18 protein-coding genes are annotated in these 23,030 nt (G+C 39.4%); 12 read left to right on the top strand and 6 right to left on the bottom strand.

Going from position 1 to position 23,030, the window contains the following annotated elements; all coding sequences use genetic code 11:
- Nucleotides 1-167 precede the first annotated feature (167 nt).
- Nucleotides 168-857 (top strand): response regulator transcription factor, encoded by a 690-nt coding sequence (locus tag AKG98_RS18780; protein ID WP_067049578.1) that lies wholly within the window; start codon nt 168-170, stop codon nt 855-857.
- Nucleotides 850-2,193 (top strand): ATP-binding protein, encoded by a 1,344-nt coding sequence (locus AKG98_RS18775; protein WP_067049575.1) that lies wholly within the window; start codon nt 850-852, stop codon nt 2,191-2,193. The genes AKG98_RS18780 and AKG98_RS18775 overlap by 8 nt, the downstream gene beginning before the upstream one ends.
- 17 nt (nt 2,194-2,210) lie before the next feature.
- Here AKG98_RS18775 and AKG98_RS18770 read toward each other — a convergent pair whose 3' ends face one another.
- A complete protein-coding gene (locus tag AKG98_RS18770) occupies nt 2,211-2,831 on the bottom strand; it encodes a PolC-type DNA polymerase III (RefSeq protein WP_067049572.1) in 621 nt (206 codons plus the stop codon).
- 115 nt (nt 2,832-2,946) lie between these two features.
- Between AKG98_RS18770 and AKG98_RS18765 the strand changes: the two genes are divergently transcribed.
- The 3 genes from AKG98_RS18765 to AKG98_RS18755 all read left to right on the top strand — a co-directional run bounded on the left by AKG98_RS18765 (nt 2,947) and on the right by AKG98_RS18755 (nt 8,522).
- Nucleotides 2,947-5,349, top strand: coding sequence for a Lon protease family protein (locus tag AKG98_RS18765; RefSeq protein WP_067049569.1), 2,403 nt, complete (start codon nt 2,947-2,949; stop codon nt 5,347-5,349).
- Nucleotides 5,350-5,463: 114 nt separating this feature from the next.
- Nucleotides 5,464-7,650 carry a bacteriohemerythrin gene (locus AKG98_RS18760; RefSeq protein ID WP_157534167.1) on the top strand — a complete coding sequence of 729 codons (2,187 nt, stop codon included), beginning with the start codon at nt 5,464-5,466 and terminating at the stop codon, nt 7,648-7,650.
- A 635-nt stretch (nt 7,651-8,285) separates the two neighbouring features.
- Nucleotides 8,286-8,522: a hypothetical protein gene (locus tag AKG98_RS18755; protein WP_067049563.1), complete on the top strand. Its 237-nt coding sequence runs from the start codon at nt 8,286-8,288 to the stop codon at nt 8,520-8,522.
- Nucleotides 8,523-8,914: 392 nt separating this feature from the next.
- Here AKG98_RS18755 and aspS read toward each other — a convergent pair whose 3' ends face one another.
- Nucleotides 8,915-10,693: an aspartate--tRNA ligase gene (aspS, locus tag AKG98_RS18750; RefSeq protein ID WP_067049560.1), complete on the bottom strand. Its 1,779-nt coding sequence runs from the start codon at nt 10,691-10,693 to the stop codon at nt 8,915-8,917.
- 374 nt (nt 10,694-11,067) lie between these two features.
- Here aspS and cmoA point away from each other — a divergent pair, with 374 nt between their 5' ends.
- The 6 genes from cmoA to AKG98_RS18720 all read left to right on the top strand — a co-directional run bounded on the left by cmoA (nt 11,068) and on the right by AKG98_RS18720 (nt 17,423).
- Entirely contained in the window at nt 11,068-11,796 is a 729-nt protein-coding gene (cmoA, locus tag AKG98_RS18745) for a carboxy-S-adenosyl-L-methionine synthase CmoA (RefSeq protein ID WP_067049556.1), read from the top strand.
- Nucleotides 11,797-11,876: 80 nt separating this feature from the next.
- Nucleotides 11,877-12,869: a tRNA 5-methoxyuridine(34)/uridine 5-oxyacetic acid(34) synthase CmoB gene (gene cmoB, locus AKG98_RS18740; protein ID WP_067049553.1), complete on the top strand. Its 993-nt coding sequence runs from the start codon at nt 11,877-11,879 to the stop codon at nt 12,867-12,869.
- Nucleotides 12,870-12,921: 52 nt separating this feature from the next.
- Entirely contained in the window at nt 12,922-13,776 is an 855-nt protein-coding gene (locus AKG98_RS18735) for an ATP-dependent zinc protease (protein ID WP_228140362.1), read from the top strand.
- A 493-nt stretch (nt 13,777-14,269) separates the two neighbouring features.
- The gene (locus tag AKG98_RS18730; protein ID WP_228140361.1) at nt 14,270-14,962 is read left to right on the top strand and encodes an ATP-dependent zinc protease; all 693 of its coding nucleotides are present in this window, start codon (nt 14,270-14,272) and stop codon (nt 14,960-14,962) included.
- Nucleotides 14,963-14,964: 2 nt separating this feature from the next.
- Nucleotides 14,965-16,461 carry an inactive transglutaminase family protein gene (locus AKG98_RS18725; RefSeq protein ID WP_067049546.1) on the top strand — a complete coding sequence of 499 codons (1,497 nt, stop codon included), beginning with the start codon at nt 14,965-14,967 and terminating at the stop codon, nt 16,459-16,461.
- A gap of 2 nt (nt 16,462-16,463) precedes the next feature.
- Nucleotides 16,464-17,423, top strand: coding sequence for an alpha-L-glutamate ligase-like protein (locus AKG98_RS18720; protein WP_067049544.1), 960 nt, complete (start codon nt 16,464-16,466; stop codon nt 17,421-17,423).
- Nucleotides 17,424-17,511: 88 nt separating this feature from the next.
- On the opposite strand, the gene AKG98_RS18715 is transcribed toward AKG98_RS18720, so the two are convergent.
- Nucleotides 17,512-17,805 carry a DUF406 family protein gene (locus AKG98_RS18715; protein ID WP_067049541.1) on the bottom strand — a complete coding sequence of 98 codons (294 nt, stop codon included), beginning with the start codon at nt 17,803-17,805 and terminating at the stop codon, nt 17,512-17,514.
- Nucleotides 17,806-17,965: 160 nt separating this feature from the next.
- Nucleotides 17,966-18,493, bottom strand: a complete 528-nt coding sequence (locus AKG98_RS18710) for a ferritin (RefSeq protein ID WP_067049538.1) — start codon at nt 18,491-18,493, stop codon at nt 17,966-17,968.
- Nucleotides 18,494-18,844: 351 nt separating this feature from the next.
- Here AKG98_RS18710 and adhE point away from each other — a divergent pair, with 351 nt between their 5' ends.
- Nucleotides 18,845-21,493 (top strand): bifunctional acetaldehyde-CoA/alcohol dehydrogenase, encoded by a 2,649-nt coding sequence (gene adhE / locus AKG98_RS18705; RefSeq protein WP_067049535.1) that lies wholly within the window; start codon nt 18,845-18,847, stop codon nt 21,491-21,493.
- Between the two features lie 44 nt (nt 21,494-21,537).
- Here the strand turns inward: adhE and AKG98_RS22350 are convergent, their stop codons facing one another.
- Both AKG98_RS22350 and AKG98_RS18700 read right to left on the bottom strand, forming a co-directional pair.
- On the bottom strand, nt 21,538-21,708 hold the full coding sequence (locus AKG98_RS22350; RefSeq protein ID WP_157534166.1) for a DUF1315 family protein: 171 nt from the start codon (nt 21,706-21,708) through the stop codon (nt 21,538-21,540).
- A gap of 1 nt (nt 21,709) precedes the next feature.
- Nucleotides 21,710-22,879 (bottom strand): quinone-dependent dihydroorotate dehydrogenase, encoded by a 1,170-nt coding sequence (locus AKG98_RS18700; RefSeq protein WP_198155566.1) that lies wholly within the window; start codon nt 22,877-22,879, stop codon nt 21,710-21,712.
- Nucleotides 22,880-23,030: the final 151 nt, after the last annotated feature.

Below are 23,030 nucleotides of genomic sequence, written 5' to 3'. Positions count from 1 at the left end.
TTAAATAAGCCCCAAACGAACATTATGAATCCCTGTTCTTGTCTCGCCTAATTTCATACCAATTACGGATAGGTTACAGAACAATAAATATGTTTATACTCCACTGCAACAATCGTGTGTAACCAAACCAACACACTCAGTATCAATATCGTCTAAGGGAGAGGTCAATGCCTAATACACGAATATTAATCGTCGAAGATGACCACGAAATTGCAAGATTAACCGCCATGTATTTAAACAGTGAAGGTTATGAAACGAAGGTTATTAATGATGGTGCCATAGCCTTGACTGCTATAAAGCAATATGAACCTAGCCTGCTTATTTTAGATTTAATGCTACCCGGTTTATCAGGTATGGAAATTTGTGCACAAGCGAGAACTTTTTTTAAAGAACCCATTCTAGTATTAACCGCTTGTGATGATGAGTTAAGCGAAATTAGCTTATTCAAACTCGGTGCCGATGATTATCTAACCAAACCAGTGCGCCCACATATTATGGCAGCACGGATCGCAGCATTACTACGCCGAACAAGCAGACAACAAAAAAGTAGCCCTGACGAAATTGAACTTAAAAGACTCAAAATAGATCCGAGAAGACAGCGTGTTGAATTTAGAGGGAAAGCCTTAGATCTCACCGATTCCGAATATGATTTACTGCTATTATTGACCCAAAATGTAGGTAAAATTATTTCTCGAGAAGAATGTTGTCAACAACTGCGTGGTATCGACCATGATTTCTCTGATCGATCTATTGATATGCGGATCTCAGGCTTACGCAAAAAACTCAATATTGATTGCTCAACTCAGCAGATCATAAAAACAGTCCGAAACAAAGGCTATATGCTGATCAATGAATAATCGTCTGACCTCACTCTTCTCGCATATTTATATCTGCATCGTAATTGCTATCTGCGCCTGTATTTTGTTAACTGTATGGTTAATGAATATATTCGCTCATCAAAAAGATACCGAGCATTTTTACAAAAATACGATGCAAGTTTATCGAGTGTTGGAGTCCCAACGTAATAGTATATCGATGAATGCAGATGATTTTTATCAACGCGCCGAAGTTGATTTATATAACTACGACATTGAAAAAATCAGCTTATTAAAAAGCTTATCTCCTTGCCAAGAATGCAAGTACATAAAGTCTATTAATAGAGTCGATATTTACATGCAAAAAAGTAACGAATATCTCGCCGTGTACCGACTCAGTAATGCCATAGCAGCGATCACCATCAGTGAAGATCTTTATGATGATCAATTTGGAAACGGCGTTAAAGACGATCTGATCTTACTTGGCACATTTGCTTTTATGCTTTTTCTTATTGCCCTAAACTTATATCGCCCTATTCGTAAGTTACAACTTCAGATAAATCATTTAGTTGAAATAAATCATACCTTTGGTAGAGGAGATCTGAATGCACGAGTAGATCTTCGAACCACCCCACTACTGCATGATCTATCTACTAGTTTTAATGCCATGGCAAAAGCAATTACTGAGCGCGTTGATGAAGGTGAAATTTTCGCACAAGCCTTACCTCATGAAGTAAGAACACCGCTTAGCCGCATACAACTAGCTGTCGGAATCTTGAAACGAGATATCAGCGGAGATAAACATACAGAATTACTGGATAGTATCGATGACTATGTCGATGACATGGTTGAATTGTCAGAGCAGATAACCACCTTTTCACGCGTCAGCGCTAAACACTCTCATTACAATGATAACGCGCAATCCATTATAATAACCGATTTCATTCAATCTAGAATCGCGCTATATCAGGTACCTAATAGTATAAAGGTAACTTATCTAGCAGACGATAAAATAACGATGACGACTAGCCAAATGTGCTTACGCTTAGCGTTTGATAACTTGCTAAAAAACATGCTGAATCATGCTCAGTCAGCTGTTCAGGTAAGTATTATTCAGCTTGCTAGCACCATAAAAATAACAGTCGAAGATGATGGTCCTGGTATTTCTCCCGAAAACTATCATCAAATTTTTATTCCTTTTGCTCGCTTAGATAAAAGCCGCAGCCGTAAAACAGGCGGTTTAGGGCTCGGCCTATCAATTGCGAAAAGTGCTTCAAAGCGCTTAGAAGGTCAAATAGTCGTATCAAAAAGTCAACTTGGCGGCGCTAAATTTGAACTTATCATTCCTGTACACAAAAATGTACAGCCACCCTATTAAAGGTGACATAATTAGGGTTAATTGGCACAGCGAAGTAGCAGTCCATCCACCGATTTCTTTGGTGTTTTTGCAATTTTCTGAACTAAATTAAAGGGGATATCAACTAACTGGGTACGTGATTTTATTTCATTTAACATCACTAACCAAAGCTTAGTTGTCATTTCAGAGTCAAATAATGCACGGTGAAAACCACCGCCTGACGGTATATTTGTATACTTAATCAGTTCACCTAATTTATGGCTCGGTGCATCTTGAAAGATACGCCTTGCCACCAGCAATGAACAACTGAATTCACCATCATACTCGCGACCGATTAGCGCTAATTCCGCATCTAAGAAACGTTTATCAAATGATGCGTTATGCGCAACCAAATTATAACCCTGAATAAAATCAGCAAAACGATGCATCACCTCTTCACAAGGCGCAGCATCTTCTAACATACGATTAGTAATGCCTGTGTAATTAGCAATAAAGCCGCTCACTCGTCGACCTGGGTACATCAATTCTTGAAAACGTTCAGTGATCTCGCCATTTTCGATCTTCACCGCACCGATCTCAATCGCACGGTCACCCATATCAGGTGATAATCCGGTAGTCTCGAAATCTAATATAATCAGGGTGTCAGCGTTCACTATCATTCTTACTTTCTCTCTTTGTAGCCTATAAGCTGGCAGTAAAGTATAAAACACTATGCTCACACAAGCGATCTATGTCTACACTAGGGGTAATGACTGTTTTAAAAGAGGGAACTGCATGTCAATAACACCTCTACGTGGTGGTCAGTTATATCGACCGTCAACACTATCAAAGCTTGCTGCCGACTGTAAATCAACTAAGCACCTTCAACCATTAGATCAAATTATTGGTCAAGATCGTGCGCAACAAGCCGTCGAATTTGCCATGTCGATTAAAGAAAAAGGCTATAACATTTATGCGTTAGGTAACAATGGTCTAGGCAAACGTACCATGATATTACGGTACTTAAATCGTCATGAACCCAACGGTAGCAGTGCCGTATTTGATTGGTGTTATGTCATTAATTTTGATGATGTTCGCCACCCTAAAGTGCTGAAACTACCTGCAGGAGAAGGACATCAATTCAAAAAAGATGTTGAGAATCTGATTCATCGCTTAGTCAAAGCATTACCGATGGCCTTTGATAATGAAATCTATTTCACCCGTTCTGATAAGTTAAAGAACCAGTTGGAAGAAAAACAGGAGGCGGTACTGCAAGACTTAACCAAGTCAGCAAAACAACACAGCATCAGCCTATCACTCACAGCCCAAGGTGATTACCAACTCATTGCGGTTGATCCCAAAGGTGAGGCCTATACGGAAGAAGGTTTCGATCAATTAACAGACAAAGAAAGAAAGCATTTTGAGAGCAAGATCTCTGAACTTGAAAGTAAACTCCGTGACATAATCCGCCAGTTAACCATCTGGGAAGAAGAGTATACCGATAAAAGTCAAAAGATGGATGAACAAATCGCACTCGAAGTATTAGTGCATTGCACCACGCCTTTAAAAGAAAAATATAATCATCTTTCAGAAGTTAAAACACACCTCAGCGCGATGAATAAAGACATACTCACCAACCTCGAAATATTTGTAGAAGGCAGTGAAGATGATATTTCATTAGCTTATGCAGCGTTAGATAAAAAAATGCCTCGCCGCTATCAAATCAACGTCTTGGTTTGCCAAGAAACAGATTCCTTCCCTATCGTGGTAGAAGAAAGTCCTAACTACCATAGTATTTTTGGGTATATTGAAAATGCGACATTTAAAGGCACTGTTTTTACCGATGCCTCATTGATCCGCAGTGGCAGTTTACACCGAGCCAACGGCGGCGTATTGATGATCGACGCGGTTAAAGTCCTTGAGCGCCCCTATGTTTGGGACGGGTTAAAACGAGCCTTACGCGCCAATAAATTAAACCTAAGCTCACTCGAAAGAGAAGTCAGTTTATCGGGTACTATCTCGTTAGACCCAGAACCGATCCCACTATCAGTTAAAATTATTCTCTTTGGCGATTATGAAACTTACCAGCTTCTTCAGCAATATGACCCTGAATTTAAAGAACTGTTTCGTGTGACGGCTGACTTTGAAGATGTGATGCCGAGAACCGATATTGCAGAAGCACACTATGCCCAGTTCATTTCGAGCATAGTGCATGATAACACTATGTTGCATTGCGATCGTAAAGCCATAAGCAGGATCATAGAATACAGCTCTCGTCAGGCTGAAGATCAAGAGAAACTATCGCTACATTCGCTTGATATTGCCAACCTATTACGCGAAGCAAACTACTGCGCACGCTTAGCTAATGCGACGCTAATCAGGCAACATCATGTCGAACAAGCGCTCTCAAATAAACAACAACGTGTAGGTCGACTACAAGACTACCTATTACAAAGCTTTATCAATGGCTCTACGTTAATCGATATTAGTGGTAAAAAAATTGGCCAGATCAACGCCTTGTCCGTCATTAGTACCTCCGAACATCAATTTGGGATCCCTGGACGAATAACCGCGACCGCCTCATTTGGTGAAGGGGAAATATTTGATATAGAACGTCAAGTTAAGCTCGGTGGTAACATTCATTCTAAAGGAGTCATGATCTTATCTGCCTATCTCGCCTCTGCGTTTGGTCGAACCGCCAAGATCCCACTCACGACACGTTTAACCTTCGAACAATCTTACGGCCAAGTCGACGGAGATAGTGCATCACTAGCGGAATGTTGTGCGATCATATCCGCTTTTTCAAAATTGGCATTACGTCAAGATATCGCGATCACGGGTTCGATGGATCAGTTTGGTCATGCTCAACCCATAGGTGGCGTTAATGAAAAAATAGAAGGCTTCTTTGACGTGTGTTCAGCAAAAGGGTCACTCGCTACTCAAGGTGTCATCATACCACAAGCCAATGTCCATAATTTAATGCTACGTCGTGATGTCGTCGAAGCCGTTGAGAATGGGTTATTTCATATCTGGGCGATTGATCATGTAAAGGAAGCAATTAATCTACTAATCAATATCGTAGCAGGTTCAAGTGATGCTGATGGGAAATATCCTGATAGCTCAGTATTTGGCATTACTCAATTGCGACTTAATAATTTGCGTGAAGATAATAGTAGCATCAACTCCACAAATAAATAAAATAAATATAGATAAACCACTCACTTAGCATTAAAAAACAGTAAAAAAAGTTGACATAATCAAGTGAAATTTTATACTGCACTTCCGTGGGTCTAAGGTTAAACAACAACTGTAATGATTAGTCTAAAATGGAATGAAGGCATGTGTGTCGGGATTGATGAAATTGATGCCGACCATAAAAAGATCCTCTCTATTATTTCATCGATCATTGAAGCTATTGATACCAACGCTAACGCAGAAGCAATCGAACAACATTTTTCCGAACTAACCTTTTATGCCGCCACACATTTTAAGCATGAAGAAGCACTCATGCAGAGTATGAAGTTTGGCGATCTCATTGAGCATCAACAAACCCATCAAGCGTTTCTTGATAAGATTCCTGAGTTAAAAGAACAAATATTAAATTCAGAATATACAGATTCAACAGAACAAATCAGTCAATTTTTATATGATTGGGTCATTGAACATATATTGATTTCAGATATGGATTTCGTGCATGCTTTCCATAGCACAGTAAAACACTCACTATCATTAAAAACGATATTCCAACGTACATCAGAATGGTTAAGCTACCGTGTTAACATCTCAAAACGCCTGTTAATTACGTCACTACTGCCAATCATTGGCATGCTAATACTGAGTTTTATTACGATCAAAGACAACTACCAACAATACAAAAATATGCAATTGTTGGAAAATCTCACTCACATTGTTCAACAGGTCAATTCATTAACGCACAGCTTGCAGATTGAACGTGGACTACTCTCGAGCTACATCAGTTCCGACTACAAACGTTTTTCTAAAGCGCTAACAGCAAGACAGTACAAAAGTAATCAAGATATTGATGAATTTTTAACATTACTTAACTCCCGAATGGCATTATTAACAGAGCCGACGTTAGTTAAATTTATTAAATCAACCAAGATTGATATCGCAGAACTCATCACATTTAGAAGTACAGTCATGAATTCTGAGATAACAGACGAGAAAATGTTAGCAGATTATAATGCCATCATTGCGAAGTTATTATCACGTGTTAATCGTTTATCTTTAATCGAGATGGATGCACAATTTGCGAATAATATTACCGCGATCAATGCTATGGTCGGATTAAAAGAAATACTTGGCCAACAACGAGAAACTGGTACCTTGTTAATCGATGACCATCTAACGAAGCCTGAACTCATTAACAGCGAACGCTACAAGCAACTGTATATGCAATTAGGTATGCAAGTTAATGCCATCTTTGTGTTCAATTATTCAGCCACTACCAAGCAACAGCTTGCTTGCGCAAACCTATGCAATATCACTGAACATAAAGCATTTATTAATAAAACAATAGCCGACTTTATGCTGCAACCAGAGACTAGGCAAAATGGTCAATTTTGGTTTATCCAACTCACCAATCGCATTGATGGGATCAAGCTAGTTACCGATAATATTATCCGCGATCTCGAAGCTAAAACGAAGTTACGGTTACATAAATTAGAACAACGCTTTTATTGGGTGTTAATACTCATCTCGAGTATTGTTATATTTAACACCTTACTCTTTACCGTGCTATACCATAGTGTTATTACCCCTATTCGCCGTATTACTCATGCTTTAAAGCAAGTGACATTAGGCCGTTACAATCAGCAAATAAATGATTATTCATCGAGTGATGAGATTGGTGCTATGTATGACGCTTATGAGACCTTACGTAGAAAACTGTTACAGGCTGATATGTCTAAAAGTATGATTAAGCGTCAGCAACAATCATTATTAGACCGCCGTAAGGAACGTGATAAATACCGTGAACTAGCCTCTAGAGACACGTTAACAGGTGCATTAAACAGGCGTAAATTCAATCATATTTTGAAACAAGAAATTGGTTTTGCTAAACAAGATAAACAAAAACTCTCATTATTACTGCTCGATATAGATCATTTTAAAAATATTAATGATAACTTTGGTCATGCTGGCGGCGATCAAGTATTACTGGATTTTTATGAAACGTGCTTTAAGAGCGTAAAATCATCCGATGTTGTCGCTCGAATAGGTGGTGAAGAGTTTGCCATTCTAATGCCAGAAACAAACAGTGCGCAAGCAAAAATCATCGCCGAACGAGTTCGTCACAATATCAGTGAGTTGAAAGTAGCTTATGGCCAAGATCATATTCGTCTCACGGTAAGTATTGGATTAGCCCAATGGCACGAACGTGACTCCCTCAATGCCCAAGAATTCATAACACATACCGACAAAGCGCTTTACCAAGCAAAACACGCAGGCCGAAACTGTGTAAAGATAAGTTCGCTTTAACATTGTTCTGAGTAACAACTCTATTGTGAGCAATTAATCGGTACGTTTTAAAGCGCTGACATTTTGTTACTTAGTGCTTTTTTTTCACTCCCCTCTTTTGCTGATATTGTCATTGTGGGTAATCCTGCACTCCCCGATGGATTAACAAAAAAAGACGACCATCAGCCAGCATCCTAATGATATTAGCTATATGGATGAAGCTGACGTTGATAGCAGTGTAAAAATACTGTAAAAGCCTTAGTTCACAGCTAACTCAGTTATGCCCCATTATGGCTTAGAGCTTTAACTCACTCACAGTATGTTCATATCAATTTGCCATACATTTGTTTATGGGTTCTATTAAATAAATGTTTAGTAACTTCAACAGACCTAGATTGGCTTTCTTTGTAAGCACACTCAAAATTAAACCGTTGATTTATATGCCATTAATATATTTTATCATTATTTATACGGACCTGTATAAATAACAGCATTCTGTATATCCAAATAAGAGATAATACCAACCGATGATAAATATGATGTAAATTATTGTTATTGAACAATAATTTAATGCCCAACCCTTTAACGCTAGTGATTTTCTAGGTATTATACGGAATTCTGTAAAATACACTGTTAGCTTTCTATTGGAGTATAAATTGAATAATTCAGAATTAGCAGATTTGTATATGAAGCTTTCTATGAGGTATGAAGAAGAGTTTCCTGTTGAATGTGGTTTTGAAATTGCTACTAAAGAGCGAATGAATATGATAGATAAAATTCGCGTAGGGTCACTTTCAAATAAGGATATCAGAACTATCGATCCTATATTCTCTTATGGGAATGTAGATATATCTGACCATATAAAACCCAAAAAGAGATTTCTCTTTTTTTAATTGATGACGTGGCTTCTAACTAAAGCTAACAATGGTTTTCAAGTCGGACAAAAAACAGTTGGTTTTTGCTCCTTCGTCGCTATTTTAACCAACTATTTTATTGCCGCTTAAAACGGCGTTAATCTCAATTCATCACCCTTTATGTAATGCGAACCATACTCTTTGAAGCATTAGCTCTAAGCCGTTTATGTCCAATAACGTGCTAGAACGCAATAAAAACGGTTGTGAACACCAAGGGACTCTGTCGTACCATAACTACCAAGCGACTTTAAATAGGCACAAAAAAACGGATATAACCAAAGGCTATATCCGTTTTTTATTATCTGTGATTTATCCGCGCTTTATCTGTAATATTAATCACCGTTATTGTAGGTAAATAGCGGTGAATAAAATTACTCTGCGTCAGTCGCTTTCTCTTTCTTCACTACAGCAATGCTTAGCTCTTCAAGAGAAGCTGGGTTTGCTTCGCTTGGTGCCGATGTTAATAAACACGCAGCCGTTGTCGTTTTAGGGAATGCGATAACGTCACGGATGTTATCAGTACCCGTTAATAGCATAGTTAAACGATCTAAACCAAATGCCAAACCAGCATGTGGTGGCGTACCATATTTAAGTGCTTCAAGTAAGAAACCAAACTTGTCTTGTTGCTCTTTATCTTCGATACCTAAGATTTCGAATACCGCTTTTTGCATTTCACCTTTGTGAATACGCACAGAACCGCCACCAACTTCATAGCCATTAATAACCATGTCGTATGCGTCTGAGATTGCGTCAGCTGGGTTAGCTAGTAACTCTGCTGCGTTAACATCCATCGGTGCAGTGAATGGGTGGTGAACCGCGTGTAGGTTACCTTCTCCATCTTCTTCAAACATTGGGAAGTCAACAACCCAAAGTGGTTTCCACTCGTTTGAAGTAAGCTCTAAATCAACACCTACTTTCAGACGTAGTGCGCCAAGTGCTTCAGTTACAACTTTATTTGTATCTGCACCAAAGAAGATAATGTCGCCATCTTTCGCGTTAGTACGCTCAAGTAACGCAGTGATCACGTCAGCGCTTAAGAACTTAGCGACTGGTGATTGTACGCCTTCAGCGCCAGCTGCAACGTCTTTCACTTTCATCCATGCCATGCCTTTCGCGCCATAGATGCCAACAAACTTAGTGTATTCGTCAATTTGCTTACGAGACAGTTTAGCGCCGCCAGTAACACATAATACCGCTACACGCCCTTTCGGGTTGTTTGCAGGTTCTGCGAATACTTTAAATTCAACGTCTTTTAGTAAGTCAGCAACATCAACAAGCTCTAACGGGTTACGTAGATCAGGTTTATCTGAACCAAAACGACGCATTGCTTCAGCATAAGTCATGCTTGGGAACGCTGGTAATTCAACGTCTAAAATCTCTTTCCACATGCTCGTGATTAAACGTTCAGTCACTTCGCGCACTTGTGCTGCACTCATGAATGACGTTTCAATATCGATTTGCGTGAATTCTGGCTGACGGTCAGCACGTAAATCTTCATCACGGAAACATTTTACAATTTGGTAATAACGATCAAAACCAGACATCATCAACAGTTGCTTAAATAACTGTGGTGATTGTGGCAATGCAAAGAATTGACCTTTGTGTGTACGGCTTGGTACCAAGTAATCACGTGCGCCTTCTGGCGTCGCTTTCGTTAGTACTGGCGTTTCAATATCAAGGAAACCGTGGTCATCCATGAAACGACGTACAAAGTTACTTGCTTTAGCACGTACTTTTAAACGGTTACTCATTTCAGGACGACGTAAATCGAGAAAACGATATTTTAGACGTTGTTCTTCAGTATTGGTTTGGTTGAAATCAAGTGGCAGGATGTCTGCTTTATTGATCACTTCAAGTTCTAAACCTGAGACTTCAACACCACCAGTTGCCATGTCTTTGTTTACTTGGCGTTCGTCACGCGCACGCACCTTACCGGTGATCTTCACGCAAAACTCTTGACGTAGTTGGCTAGCACGTTCAAAAACATCGGCTAAATCTGGATCATAAACAACTTGCACAATACCTTCACGATCACGTAAATCGATAAAAATAACACCGCCTAAATCACGACGACGATTAACCCAACCACACAACTCAACCTGTTGGCCGATATGTGCTTCATTTACCTGTCCGCAATACACTGTACGCATCTGTATAATCCTACTAAATCGATGAATCGGGTAGCTACGCTTAGCTATCCTCAAAAAATTACCGTTATTGTAATAGAAATTAGCACGGCAACCAATAGCTATACTAAAACAACTTCAAGTAATGCCGAAACTACTAACAGTTATAGCCAAACGACTTAAAAAGCCGCTGATTCGTTGCTGTTCCAATTGCGTCTTGCTGGTTAAATAACCGTTATTTTATTAACAAAAAAGTCTTTTAAACCGATGAAAAAACCAACACGATAACGAAACAATGAAATTATTCACCCTATATACTGTTTAAGTAGAGACAAAGCGGGTCATTTTAACTAAAATACGCCGCCTTATTTTGATAATTTTTATTGCAGGTTATAACAATGCAACAACGCGATCAGATTTTCTCAGCCCCGTTAGATCAAATCGGTGATTTCACCTTTGACGAACGTGTTGCAGAAGTCTTTCCAGATATGATAAAACGTTCAGTACCTGGTTACTCTAATATCATTTCTGCGATAGGTATGATGACCGCGCGCTATGCCCAAGACAACACCCAACTTTACGATCTGGGTTGCTCACTTGGCGCTGCGACCATTTCAATGCGCCGTAACGTGCAAGCGCAGAACTGTAATATCGTTGCCATAGATAATTCACAAGCAATGCTTGAGCGTTGTGAACGCCATCTATCCGCTTATAAAAGCGATACACCAGTGCAAGTTCTGTGTGATGATATTTGTGCGGTAGAGATTCATAACGCCTCAATCGTTGTACTGAACTTTACTCTGCAATTTATTCCACCAGCAGAGCGCCAAGCTCTACTGACCAAAATTTATGATGGTTTAGTACCCGGTGGTATTCTTATCTTGTCAGAAAAATTCTGTTTTAGTGATGACAAGGTCAACGACTTACTCATCAATTTACACGAAGATTTTAAACGAGCAAATGGCTATAGCGAGCTAGAAATTAGCCAGAAACGCAGCGCAATTGAAGATGTCATGCGCCCAGACAGCATTGAAACCCACTTGAACCGTTTTAAAGAAATTGGCTTTAGCAGCGCAAATTCTTGGTTCCAGTGTTTTAACTTTGGCTCTATGGTTGCTATCAAATAAGCGGATCATTAACACCATGTTTAACATAACTATTTAGCACATACATCAAATTAATTTAAAGCAGTACACATAGGTTACCCATGATCGACTTTTCAAATTTTTACCAGATAATTGCGAAGAACAAATTACACCATTGGCTTTACACGTTACCAGCACAAATGCACGAATGGGAGCGCGAACATAAACATGGTTTTTTGCCGCGCTGGGAAAAAGTATTAAAAAAACTACCAAAAGTCGAAACCAAACACATCAATATCACTGACAAGTTTGAAGTTGGTGCGCCGGGTGAATTAAGCGAAAGCGACCTGCGTAAAACCGAGAGCTTATTACAAAAATTCCACCCGTGGCGTAAAGGTCCCTTCAACATTCATGGTATTCATATCGATACAGAATGGCGCAGTGATTGGAAGTGGGAACGTCTACGCGAGTTTATCTCACCACTAAAATACCGTTATGTACTCGACGTAGGTTGCGGCAGCGGCTATCACATGTGGCGTATGCTCGGTGACGATGCTGAATTTGTTGTAGGTATCGACCCAAGCCAATTATTCTTAGTGCAATTTGAAGCGATACGTCATTTTGCTAATAATGACCAACGCGTGCATTTATTACCACTTGGTATTCAAGAATTACCTAAATTACGTGCATTCGACACGGTTTTCTCTATGGGTGTCCTGTATCATCGCAAATCGCCGATTGATCACATTGAACAACTTAAAAACCAATTACGTGATGGTGGTGAGCTTGTTTTAGAAACGCTGGTGATTGATGGTGATGAACAAGCAGTATTAGTACCCGGCGATCGTTATGCACAAATGCGCAATGTTTGGTTCTTACCAAGTTGTGCCGCATTAAAACTGTGGGTTGAGAAACTGGGTTTTGAAAATGTCCGTATCGTCGATGTATCTGATACCAGCATTGAAGAGCAACGCGCAACTGAATGGATGAGAAACGAATCACTGGTTGATTTTCTTGATCCAAACGATCACAGTAAAACGATTGAAGGCTACCCAGCGCCTAAACGTGCTGTACTTATTGCCACTAAACCTTACGCCGAACAGCTAGACGAATAACACGATATCAGCACCGGAAACGGTGCTCGATAAAGAATATAGAGAATAGCTTATGCACATTGTCAATTATTTAGCATTAGGAATGGATACGTTGAAAACGCACCGTCAATTACTCACTGGCATTATCCTTAGCGCCTTACTTTCTGGATGTGCGAGTGTTGACCAGTTTCTAAATCAAGGCGGAACATCGACGCAAACACTGCATTCACAAATAGTACAACAGAGCCAACAAATCGAGCAATTAGTTAAACAGCAAAATACCATCTTGGCTGAATTACAAAAACAACCTGAATTATTTGCACAACAACAACTGGGTATCGCACAACTGAGTCATAAGCTTGAAAATTATATTAAATTACGTCAACAAGTAACCAACAATAGCCAACTTATCGCGAGTTGCCAAGCAGATAAATCTGTTGAAGCAATCAAGGATACTGAAAATTTTTCCCTTGTGCAGTCTTCAGAAGCGATTACGCCCATTGATAAATTAGTCATTGGCTCAGAAGAACTGGTATTACTCAGCGATCTGCAAAACAAATATAAAGCCCGCATTGATACAGGTGCAACAACATCATCACTTAATGCAACCGATATTATTGAATTTGAACGCGATGGTAAAAAATGGGTTCGTTTTAACTTCAGCCAAGCCATCGATAACGAAACACAAATTATCGAAGCAAAAATTGCGCGTACCATTTTGATCCGTCAAGCAAACAACAGTGAATCCACGCGTCGCACGATTATTGAATTACCCGTGCAACTCGGTGATATAAAAATGCTAACAGAGTTTACACTTGCCGACCGTAGTCACATGACGTTCCCTGTATTACTGGGTCGTACATTCTTAAAAGATATCGTCATGGTCGATGTAGCGCGTACTTATACACTGGCAGGATCTGCGATATAGTAATTTAAATATTCCATTAAGATAAAATACGCATCTACACTTTAGATGCGTATTTTATACAGACCAACACGCTTCATACTTTCGTTTTATACTGCATATAATGCTCCCCCTCCGCCTTTTTCCTCTCCTGTCATATAATAAAGCATAGCGATAAATTGCTATTTACAAATAACTGACGTATAAATATTTGATATATAAGAATTGTATGAGATATGATTATTATCTCAATAGCGATTATAATTTGTTGAATAATGTTATTTATTAAATAGATAATTATATTTTGGGAATGTAAGTGCCATTTTCGACTATAAATAATATGATTTATAATCAAATGACGGAACTATTTACCCACTTTAGCGAACTAACCCTCTTTTTCATCAGCCAACACAGGGCCAAATATCGAATGAAAAATACAACAGTATTTCGCACATTTAAAACATCAAAGATAGCTATTGCTAGTGTACTTAGTCTTGTATTTTTAAATGGCTGCGCCATGACACAAAATAAAGCTAATACTGCGATTGTGACAAAGCAACAAGCACAAATAGAAACCATTCTGCAGCAACAGCAACAAATATTAACGACATTGCAATCACAACCAGATAAGTTCAGCGAACAAGATAAAGCGATTGCCAAATTAACAGATCAACTTGACGAACTAGGAGCTAACCCTCCCGTGAAACAAACAACACCCATCGTGGTTCTCATGAAGCCAACAGCTAAAAATAATATCTCAGGTAAGGTGATCCTTGGTCAAGAAGAATGGGTATGGTTTGATAAATTGCAAACCAACTTTAAGTCACGTATTGATACTGGAGCAACAACATCATCATTAAATGCAACAGAGATAGTTAAATTTGAACGCGATGGTCAAGACTGGGTTAAATTCAACTTATCCCACAAAGATGATAAAACGGAGCTCCCAATGGAAGCACCTGTCGTACGTACAATCAAGATCCGTCAAACCAACGCAGTCGAAGCATTACGACGCTATGTAGTCAGCTTACCCGTCGAACTGGGCGATATTAAAACCGAAACAGAATTCACCCTAGCCGACCGTAGTCGTATGATCTTCCCTATCCTCCTCGGTCGAACTTTCTTAAAAGATATTGCGATTGTCGATGTTGCACAAGAATACACTCAACCTAAAAAACAACCTAAACCTGCCAGCAAAGGGGCTAACTAACCATGCCGTCTAAGATCCCATTTCGCATTTTTGTTGCAATACTTTTTCTCCTTGGTGTAGGCTCTATTGCCCAACGCCATTACAGTGGTGAGATCCCTTGGTTTCCCGGAGAAACCTACTCAACGTGGATGATTGAAGCGAAAGTTGAATTTACAGCGCAAGGCGACGCCGTTAATGCATCCTTCGCCACACCGTCTACCCAGTCTAACTTCACCGTATTAAGCCAAACAGCGGCATCGCCTGGTTATGGATTATCCTTTATTGATAATCGCGCACAATGGACAATTCGTAACGCCGAAGGCAAACAAGATTTATACTATAAAGTTAACGTATTGACGAATGACATCCCACAAGATGTCATTAATGAGCAAGACGTGACAATTAATAAAACCACCTGGCTACCACCGTATGATATAGCCGCAGAGCAACTCGTTAATAGTGCGATGGAAAAAAGCGCCGATGCTTTTTCATATAGCCGTGAATTACTCAAGCTACTGTCTGGCGATGATTTAGGTCAAAATGCGAAATTAATGCTACAAGAAAATAGCAAATCAAAATTATTTGTTGCTCTGCTAAATGAAGCCAATATCCCCGCATTACTGGTTAAAGGTCTGTATCTTGAAGATGGTCGTCGCCAGCAGCAATTACAACCATTTGTACTGGTATTTGGCGAAGATGATACGCGTTTAATCGATGTCAAATTAGGCAAAATAGCTGACGCGAAAAACTTGCTACTGTGGGAACAAAATGGCGAACCGACGTTAGATCTGATTGGTGGTACAAATTCTCGAGTTAGTTTCTCTGTTATTCAGCAAACTCAGCCTGTCATGCAAGTATTAAAAGAAAAATCAAACGATACGAACCTGTCAAACTTTAGCATCTATAGCCTGCCACTCGAAGAACAAGCACTATTCAAAGGGATTTTACTTATCCCATTAGGTGTGATGATCGTGGTAATGATGCGTATTCTTATCGGCTTACGCACGTCTGGTACTTTTATGCCCGTGTTAATCGCAATGGCATTTGTACAAACCAGTTTAGCAACCGGTTTGATTGGCTTTACGTTAATTGTCGGTGTTGGTCTTGTGATCCGCTCTTATCTGTCTCGATTAAACCTCTTGCTCGTATCACGAATATCCGTGGTGATCATTACTGTTATCGCCATTATTTCGCTGTTCTCAGTTTTATCATACAAAATTGGGCTCACAGAAGGATTAAAAATCACTTTCTTCCCAATGATCATTCTATCTTGGACCATTGAACGTATGTCTATTCTGTGGGAAGAAGAAGGCCCGAAAGAAGTACTTGTACAAGGTGGTGGCAGCTTGTTTGTGGCGGTACTTGTGTACCTCACCATTAGCAATGAATTATTACGCTATTGGGCATTCAACTTCCTTGGTCTGCAACTTATCATTATGGCAATCATCTTAATGTTAGGTACTTATACCGGCTACCGTCTGTTAGAACTACGCCGCTTTAAAGACATGCAAGGTGAGTAAAGATGACATTTTCGTTTTTTAAAGAATTCGCTACGCCGAATAAGTTAAAACAACAAGGTATTCTGGGGATGAACCAGCGCAATAATATGTACATATCGCGCTACAACCCCAGAAAGCTATTTCCATTAGTGGATAACAAATTAAAAACCAAAGAGATAGCCGAAGAGGCCAATCTCAGCACTCCAGAACTTATTGGCGTCGTTGATAGTCAACACTCTGTTAAATCAGTTGATAAGCTTATCGCAGGTTTAAATGGCTTTGTAATCAAACCGGCAAAAGGCTCAGGTGGTAAGGGTATTCTAGTGATCACCAAAGTAAAAGATGGTCGCTATTACAAACCCAGCGGCAGTGAATGTTCACTCGATGATATTGAACGTCATTGCTCGAATATTCTAGCCGGTCTATTTTCACTCGGTGGCGGTATTGATGTGGCTGTTGTTGAAGCGCTTATCGTATTTGATGATAGCTTTGAGGGTTATAGCTTTGAAGGTGTGCCTGATGTACGTGTGATTGTATTTAAAGGTATCCCGATGATGGCCATGATGCGGTTATCAACATCCATGTCGGATGGTAAAGCCAATTTACACCAAGGCGCTGTCGGTGTGGGTATTAACATCACTACAGGCGAAGCGCTCAACGCCGTGCAATATGATGAAGTTGTCACCCATCATCCTGATACACAAAAAGAATTAGGCCTATTAAAAGTGCCTCATTGGGAAGAAGTTATTCGTTTAGCGGCACAATGTTACGATATCTCAGGCTTGGGTTATTTAGGTGCCGATGTGGTGTTAGATCGTCATCACGGTCCTATGCTATTAGAACTCAATGCACGTCCAGGACTGGCTATTCAAATCGCGAATGGCATGGGGTTGCTACCAAGGTTACAACAAATTGAAGCGGCGAATACCGAGAGTATGGATCTAGACCAGCGTCTTGCTTATTGTAGACAACACTTCGGCTAAATGTTTTGTAGAAGCGAATAAATAATAAAGGCATACAGTAGATTTTGTATGCCTTTAATCATTGAGCTACTTTAAAAGACGAAACCTTTTAAGCCAATAAATGACGTAAATTCATTTCAAAAATCATTTTTTCTGCAGTACAAGTAAAGCTCAATGTTACTAAATAAGCATGTTCATCTTGCGCGGTAAAGGTAATCGTGACTTCTTCATCAAATTGCTCATTAACATAAGCCTCAAGCTCACTGCGTTTTTCATCAGCAGCCTGTTGCGAATCAAATGTAATAGGAAATGAGAGATCAGTATCATCAGGCTGAATAATACTGCCAATTTCAGCAAACGCACCACAGCAATCTTTAATATCAGTATTGTTATTATTCGACATAATTATTCTACCTATTGATTAAATCCACGATTAACACTGCAATAGTACCACTAAAGTATAACTTGTAAAAATAAAAAACCGCTTACACCAAGGTCTAAGCGGTTTTTATATTCAAATAATCGACTTTTTTAGCGTATATAAATTTGTTCGCTAAGGCAGATTAAATAACAATTCGAGCCGGAGCTGGTGCTTTGCTCATTGCTTTCAATTCTTGATCCATAATAAATAGACCGTAACCATTATCAACACCAACACGACGAATTTGGCTGACGATACCATTAAATAATGCTTCTTCTTCTGTTTGCTCTTCCATCAAGGTATTCAGATGAGCTACAGATTGGAAATCTCTTAATTCATGCGCTAAGCCAAGGATCTCAGAGATAGACTCAGTGATCATCACTTCATGTGCTAACGCTTGGTTAAATACATCAAGTAAATCTGTAAATTCAGACTCAGCGCCAGGAATAGCTTCCATTAATGGCTGAATGCCACGGTCGATCATATAACGAAATAATAGCTGCGCATGTACCTGTTCTTCAGCTGCGTGCTTATAAAAGAAATCACCCGCGCCAATAAAATCAGAGGCATAGCAAAAAGATGCCATGCTGCGGTAAAGGTGCGATGCGGTAAACTCTTTTGTCATTTGTTGGTTAAGCGCTGTCGCCATAACCTTAGATAATTTTGGCATAGTATAAGTTCCTTTAGAAAACAGTTTAGGCATGCTACCTCAACAAGTCTAAAATTAACAATAACTTTGTTAAATTAACGTCTTTTTTTTTAAATTCAGTTAGTTACAGCCCTATAAATGAGTCTTAGTCGTATTGAAATAAAATTACATATGAAATACTTTAAACATAAAAATGACCGAGTTAACACTATTTTGAAAATATAATACGTAATATTACTACAATTGATTTAAATCAATTTTTAATCCTTAAGATTACCTATAATTAAAATCAAAGGTATTCACTAAGAGGTAACCCTTAGTAAATAACTTTTAGATTTTAAATGAATTTTAAATGAATTTTAAGGATAGATTATGACTGTCAAAAACATAGAAACACTCAATGCAATGGTTGCGAAAGTGAAGGTAGCGCAACAAGAATTCGCTACATTTAATCAAGAACAAGTTGATAAAATCTTCCGTGCAGCAGCGCTTGCGGCATCAACATCTCGTATCCCGCTAGCACAAATGGCTGTTGAAGAATCTGGTATGGGGGTTCTCGAAGATAAAGTAACTAAAAACCATTTTGCATCTGAATACATCTACAATAAATATAAAGATACCCTAACGTGTGGCATCATTGAAGAAGATAACGAGTTTGGTACTATTACAATCGCAGAACCAACAGGCATCATTTGCGGTATCGTACCAACGACAAACCCAACTTCAACGGCTATTTTTAAAGCGTTAATTTCGCTTAAAACACGAAACGGCATCATCTTCTCGCCACACCCACGTGCAAAAAATGCCACCAATACCGCCGCTAAGATTGTATTAGATGCGGCAGTTGCAGCAGGTGCACCAAAGCATATCATCGGTTGGATTGATGAACCATCGATTGAATTATCTAATGCATTAATGCACCACGAAGATATCAACCTTATCCTTGCAACAGGTGGTCCAGGCATGGTTAAAGCGGCTTACTCATCAGGTAAACCTGCGATTGGCGTTGGTGCGGGTAATACACCGATTGTTATTGATGAAACAGCCGATATAAAACGTGCCGTATCTTCAATCTTAATGTCAAAAACATTCGACAACGGTGTGGTGTGTGCCTCTGAGCAAGCTGTTATTGTGGTTGACGAAGTATATGACGCAGTGAAGGCACGATTTATCACACATGGCGGCTACATCTTATCGAAGAAAGAAGCAGATAAAGTCCGTGCTATCGTATTAATCAACGGCAATATGAACCCTGCTATTGTGGGTCAATCTGCAATTAAGATCGCGGCGATGGCGGGTGTAACAGTGCCTCCTTTCACAAAAGTACTGATTGGTGAAGGTCCAGAAGTACACGTTGATGATGCATTCGCTCACGAAAAACTATCTCCAACATTAGGTATGTTCCGTGCTCGTGATTACAATCATGCTGTAGAGCAAGCGATCACTATGGTTGAGCTTGGCGGTATCGGTCATACATCTGGTCTTTACACAGACCAAGATGCCAACGAAGATCGTATCAAAGACTTCGGCGATAAAATGAAAACCGCACGTATTCTGATTAACCAACCAAGCTCACAAGGTGGTATCGGTGATTTATATAACTTCGGTCTAGCACCATCTCTCACGCTAGGTTGTGGTTCTTGGGGTGGTAACTCTATCTCAGAAAACGTGGGTCCTAAGCACCTTATCAATAAAAAAATTGTTGCAAAGCGAGCTGAAAATATGTTGTGGCATAAACTACCTGAATCAATTTACTTCCGCCGTGGTTCACTACCTATTGCGATGGATGACCTTGTTGGCAAAAAACGGGCTTGTATCGTTACCGACAAGTTCTTATTCAACAATGGCTATGTTGATGACTTAGTAACGATTCTAAAAGAAAAAGGCATTGATACCGAGATATTTCATGATGTAGAAGCCGATCCGACACTGGCTATCGTAAAGAAAGGTGCAGCAGTGATGAACAGCTTCCAACCTGACGTGATCATTGCCTTTGGTGGTGGTTCACCAATGGATGCAGCGAAGATTATGTGGGTAATGTACGAACATCCAGATGTACACTTCGAAGACCTTGCAATGCGCTTTATGGATATCCGTAAGCGTATCTACAAGTTCCCTAAAATGGGCATAAAAGCCATGATGGTGGCGATCACAACAACTTCAGGTACGGGTTCTGAAGTCACCCCCTTTGCAGTGGTAACCGATGAAGTAACAGGGCAAAAATACCCAATCGCTGATTACCAACTAACACCAAACATGGCTGTTGTAGATGCGAACCTAGTGATGAACATGCCAAAATCACTGACCGCTTTCGGTGGTTATGATGCCGTAACACATGCACTAGAAGCATATGTCTCAGTATTGCAAAATGAATACTCAGACGGTCAAGCACTACAAGCGCTTAAATTATTAAAAGAGTACTTACCAAGTTCATACAAAAATGGTGCGAAAGACCCAATTGCGCGTGAAAAAGTACACAATGGTTCAACCATTGCAGGTATCGCCTTTGCCAATGCATTCTTGGGTGTTTGTCACTCAATGGCACACAAGATCGGTGCTGAGTTCCATATTCCACACGGGTTAGCAAACGCACTACTTATTACCAATGTGATTCGCTACAACGCTACGGATATGCCAACCAAACAAGCTGCATTCTCACAATACGACCGCCCGAAAGCACGTGCTCGTTACGCTGAAGTAGCAGAACATTTAGGTTTCCGTGAAGGCAAAACAGCTGACAAGATTAACGCATTATTAAATTGGTTAGACGAACTTAAAACTGATTTAGATATTCCTAAGTCAATTCAAGCTGCGGGTGTAAACGAAGCCGACTTCCTTGCAAAGATTGACCAGCTAGCGATTGAAGCGTTTGATGACCAATGTACTGGTGCTAACCCTCGTTACCCGTTAATCAGCGAATTAAAAGCACTATTACTTGCTTCTTACTACGGTAACGACTACAAAGAAAGTTATGAAATAGAGCAAAAAGAAGAAATAGTTCAAAAATCAACTGTCGAATAAATAAAATCACCCAGCTAACCTTAATGAGTTAGCTGGGCTTTTTATTAATGATTACAGTTAGAATCATTACCTTCATGATAAAACAAAACCTGTTCACAGATTCGCCGTTGCTGCTCTGTTAACAGTAATCCACTCTTCCAACAGCCCTGTCTTAACGCTTGGCGAAACTCATAACAAATAGCCTGCGGTAAATTAACAGATACCTGTTCAAACATACTAAGCCACCTCTGCTACTTGCTCTATCGTCTCTTGAAGTGCTAACGCTGGTAAAGGGTTTCTAGAACCCACAGCTTGCTCAATTGAAGTAAAACCATCTTCTTTTAATAATTTAACTAGACCACGGTTTATTTCACTAATATTTTGCGGTCCATCAAAGATCATGGTGGTGATCATATGTAATAAATTAGCCCCAGATGTGATTTTTTCATACGCATCTTTTGCCGTAAAAATGCCTCCCACACCAATAATAGTAAGCTCACCTCGGGTACGACGATAAACATGACGAATAACATTCGTAGAAATACGCTGAAGCGGTAACCCACTCATCGCACCCTTTCCTTCAGGTAATAAACCAAGTTTAGATGGGTATTCAGCCGAAATATGCTCTTGGTTACAGCCTGGTTTAGCAAGATTTGTTAATACAAAACCATCCATTTTATACTCAATACAACCATCAACAATGACATCGATCTCGTCAAAAGTAAGATCTGCTGCTAATTTAACATAAATAGGTTTATCCGAAATCGTTCTAATATTTTCATTCACAGCGGCCAATAGAGCCCCTAAATTATCAGCATCAACAAAAGGTTCGCCATCTTGAGTATTTGGACAACTAATATTAATTGTATAGTAATCACCAATATCCTTAAATAAAGTCATCGTTTTAAGATAATCACGAATTGATTCTGCTAATACAAAGTCAGGGGAGACATTAGATTTAGCTGCATTAATACCAATACGTAAATCACCAAAATCAACGTCAGCGAGTCGAGCTGATATTTTTTCTGCGCCAAGGTTATTTAGGCCATACCACACCACAATAGACTTAGATTTTACCATCCGGAATAGACGTTTACCTGGATTTCCCGGACAAATTTCGCCGGTAAAAGAACCTAATTCAGCTAATCCAAAGCCCAAATATGGATAAATTTTTGTAAGTTCACCATCTTTATCAAAACCAGCTGATAAACCGACCGGATTACGATACTTGACTCCGTCGACCTCTGTGTTCAAACTCTTATGCCTATAATTAAATAACAATCCTGTGATTAATCGTGTTATTACATTACTGCCTAAAAACACCCCTATTTTCTTAAGCGCGTAATGGGCTTGCTCTGGATCCATCAAAAATATTATCGGACGAAATATCCGATACAATATTTTCAAAATATAATTCCTTAACCCAACAATAGCACTCATAGAAATCCCTTATTTGTAAATGTCTGCAATCGTTATTGATCGCCACAAACAGTAATGATAATCGATCTCATTCGCGTTTACAACGTACTAAGTATGTGTCTTTAAAATATCTATTATG

This window comes from Moritella sp. JT01, from assembly GCF_001574435.1.
GTDB lineage: Bacteria > Pseudomonadota > Gammaproteobacteria > Enterobacterales > Moritellaceae > Moritella.
This window is presented reverse-complemented; position numbering and strand designations above follow the sequence as displayed.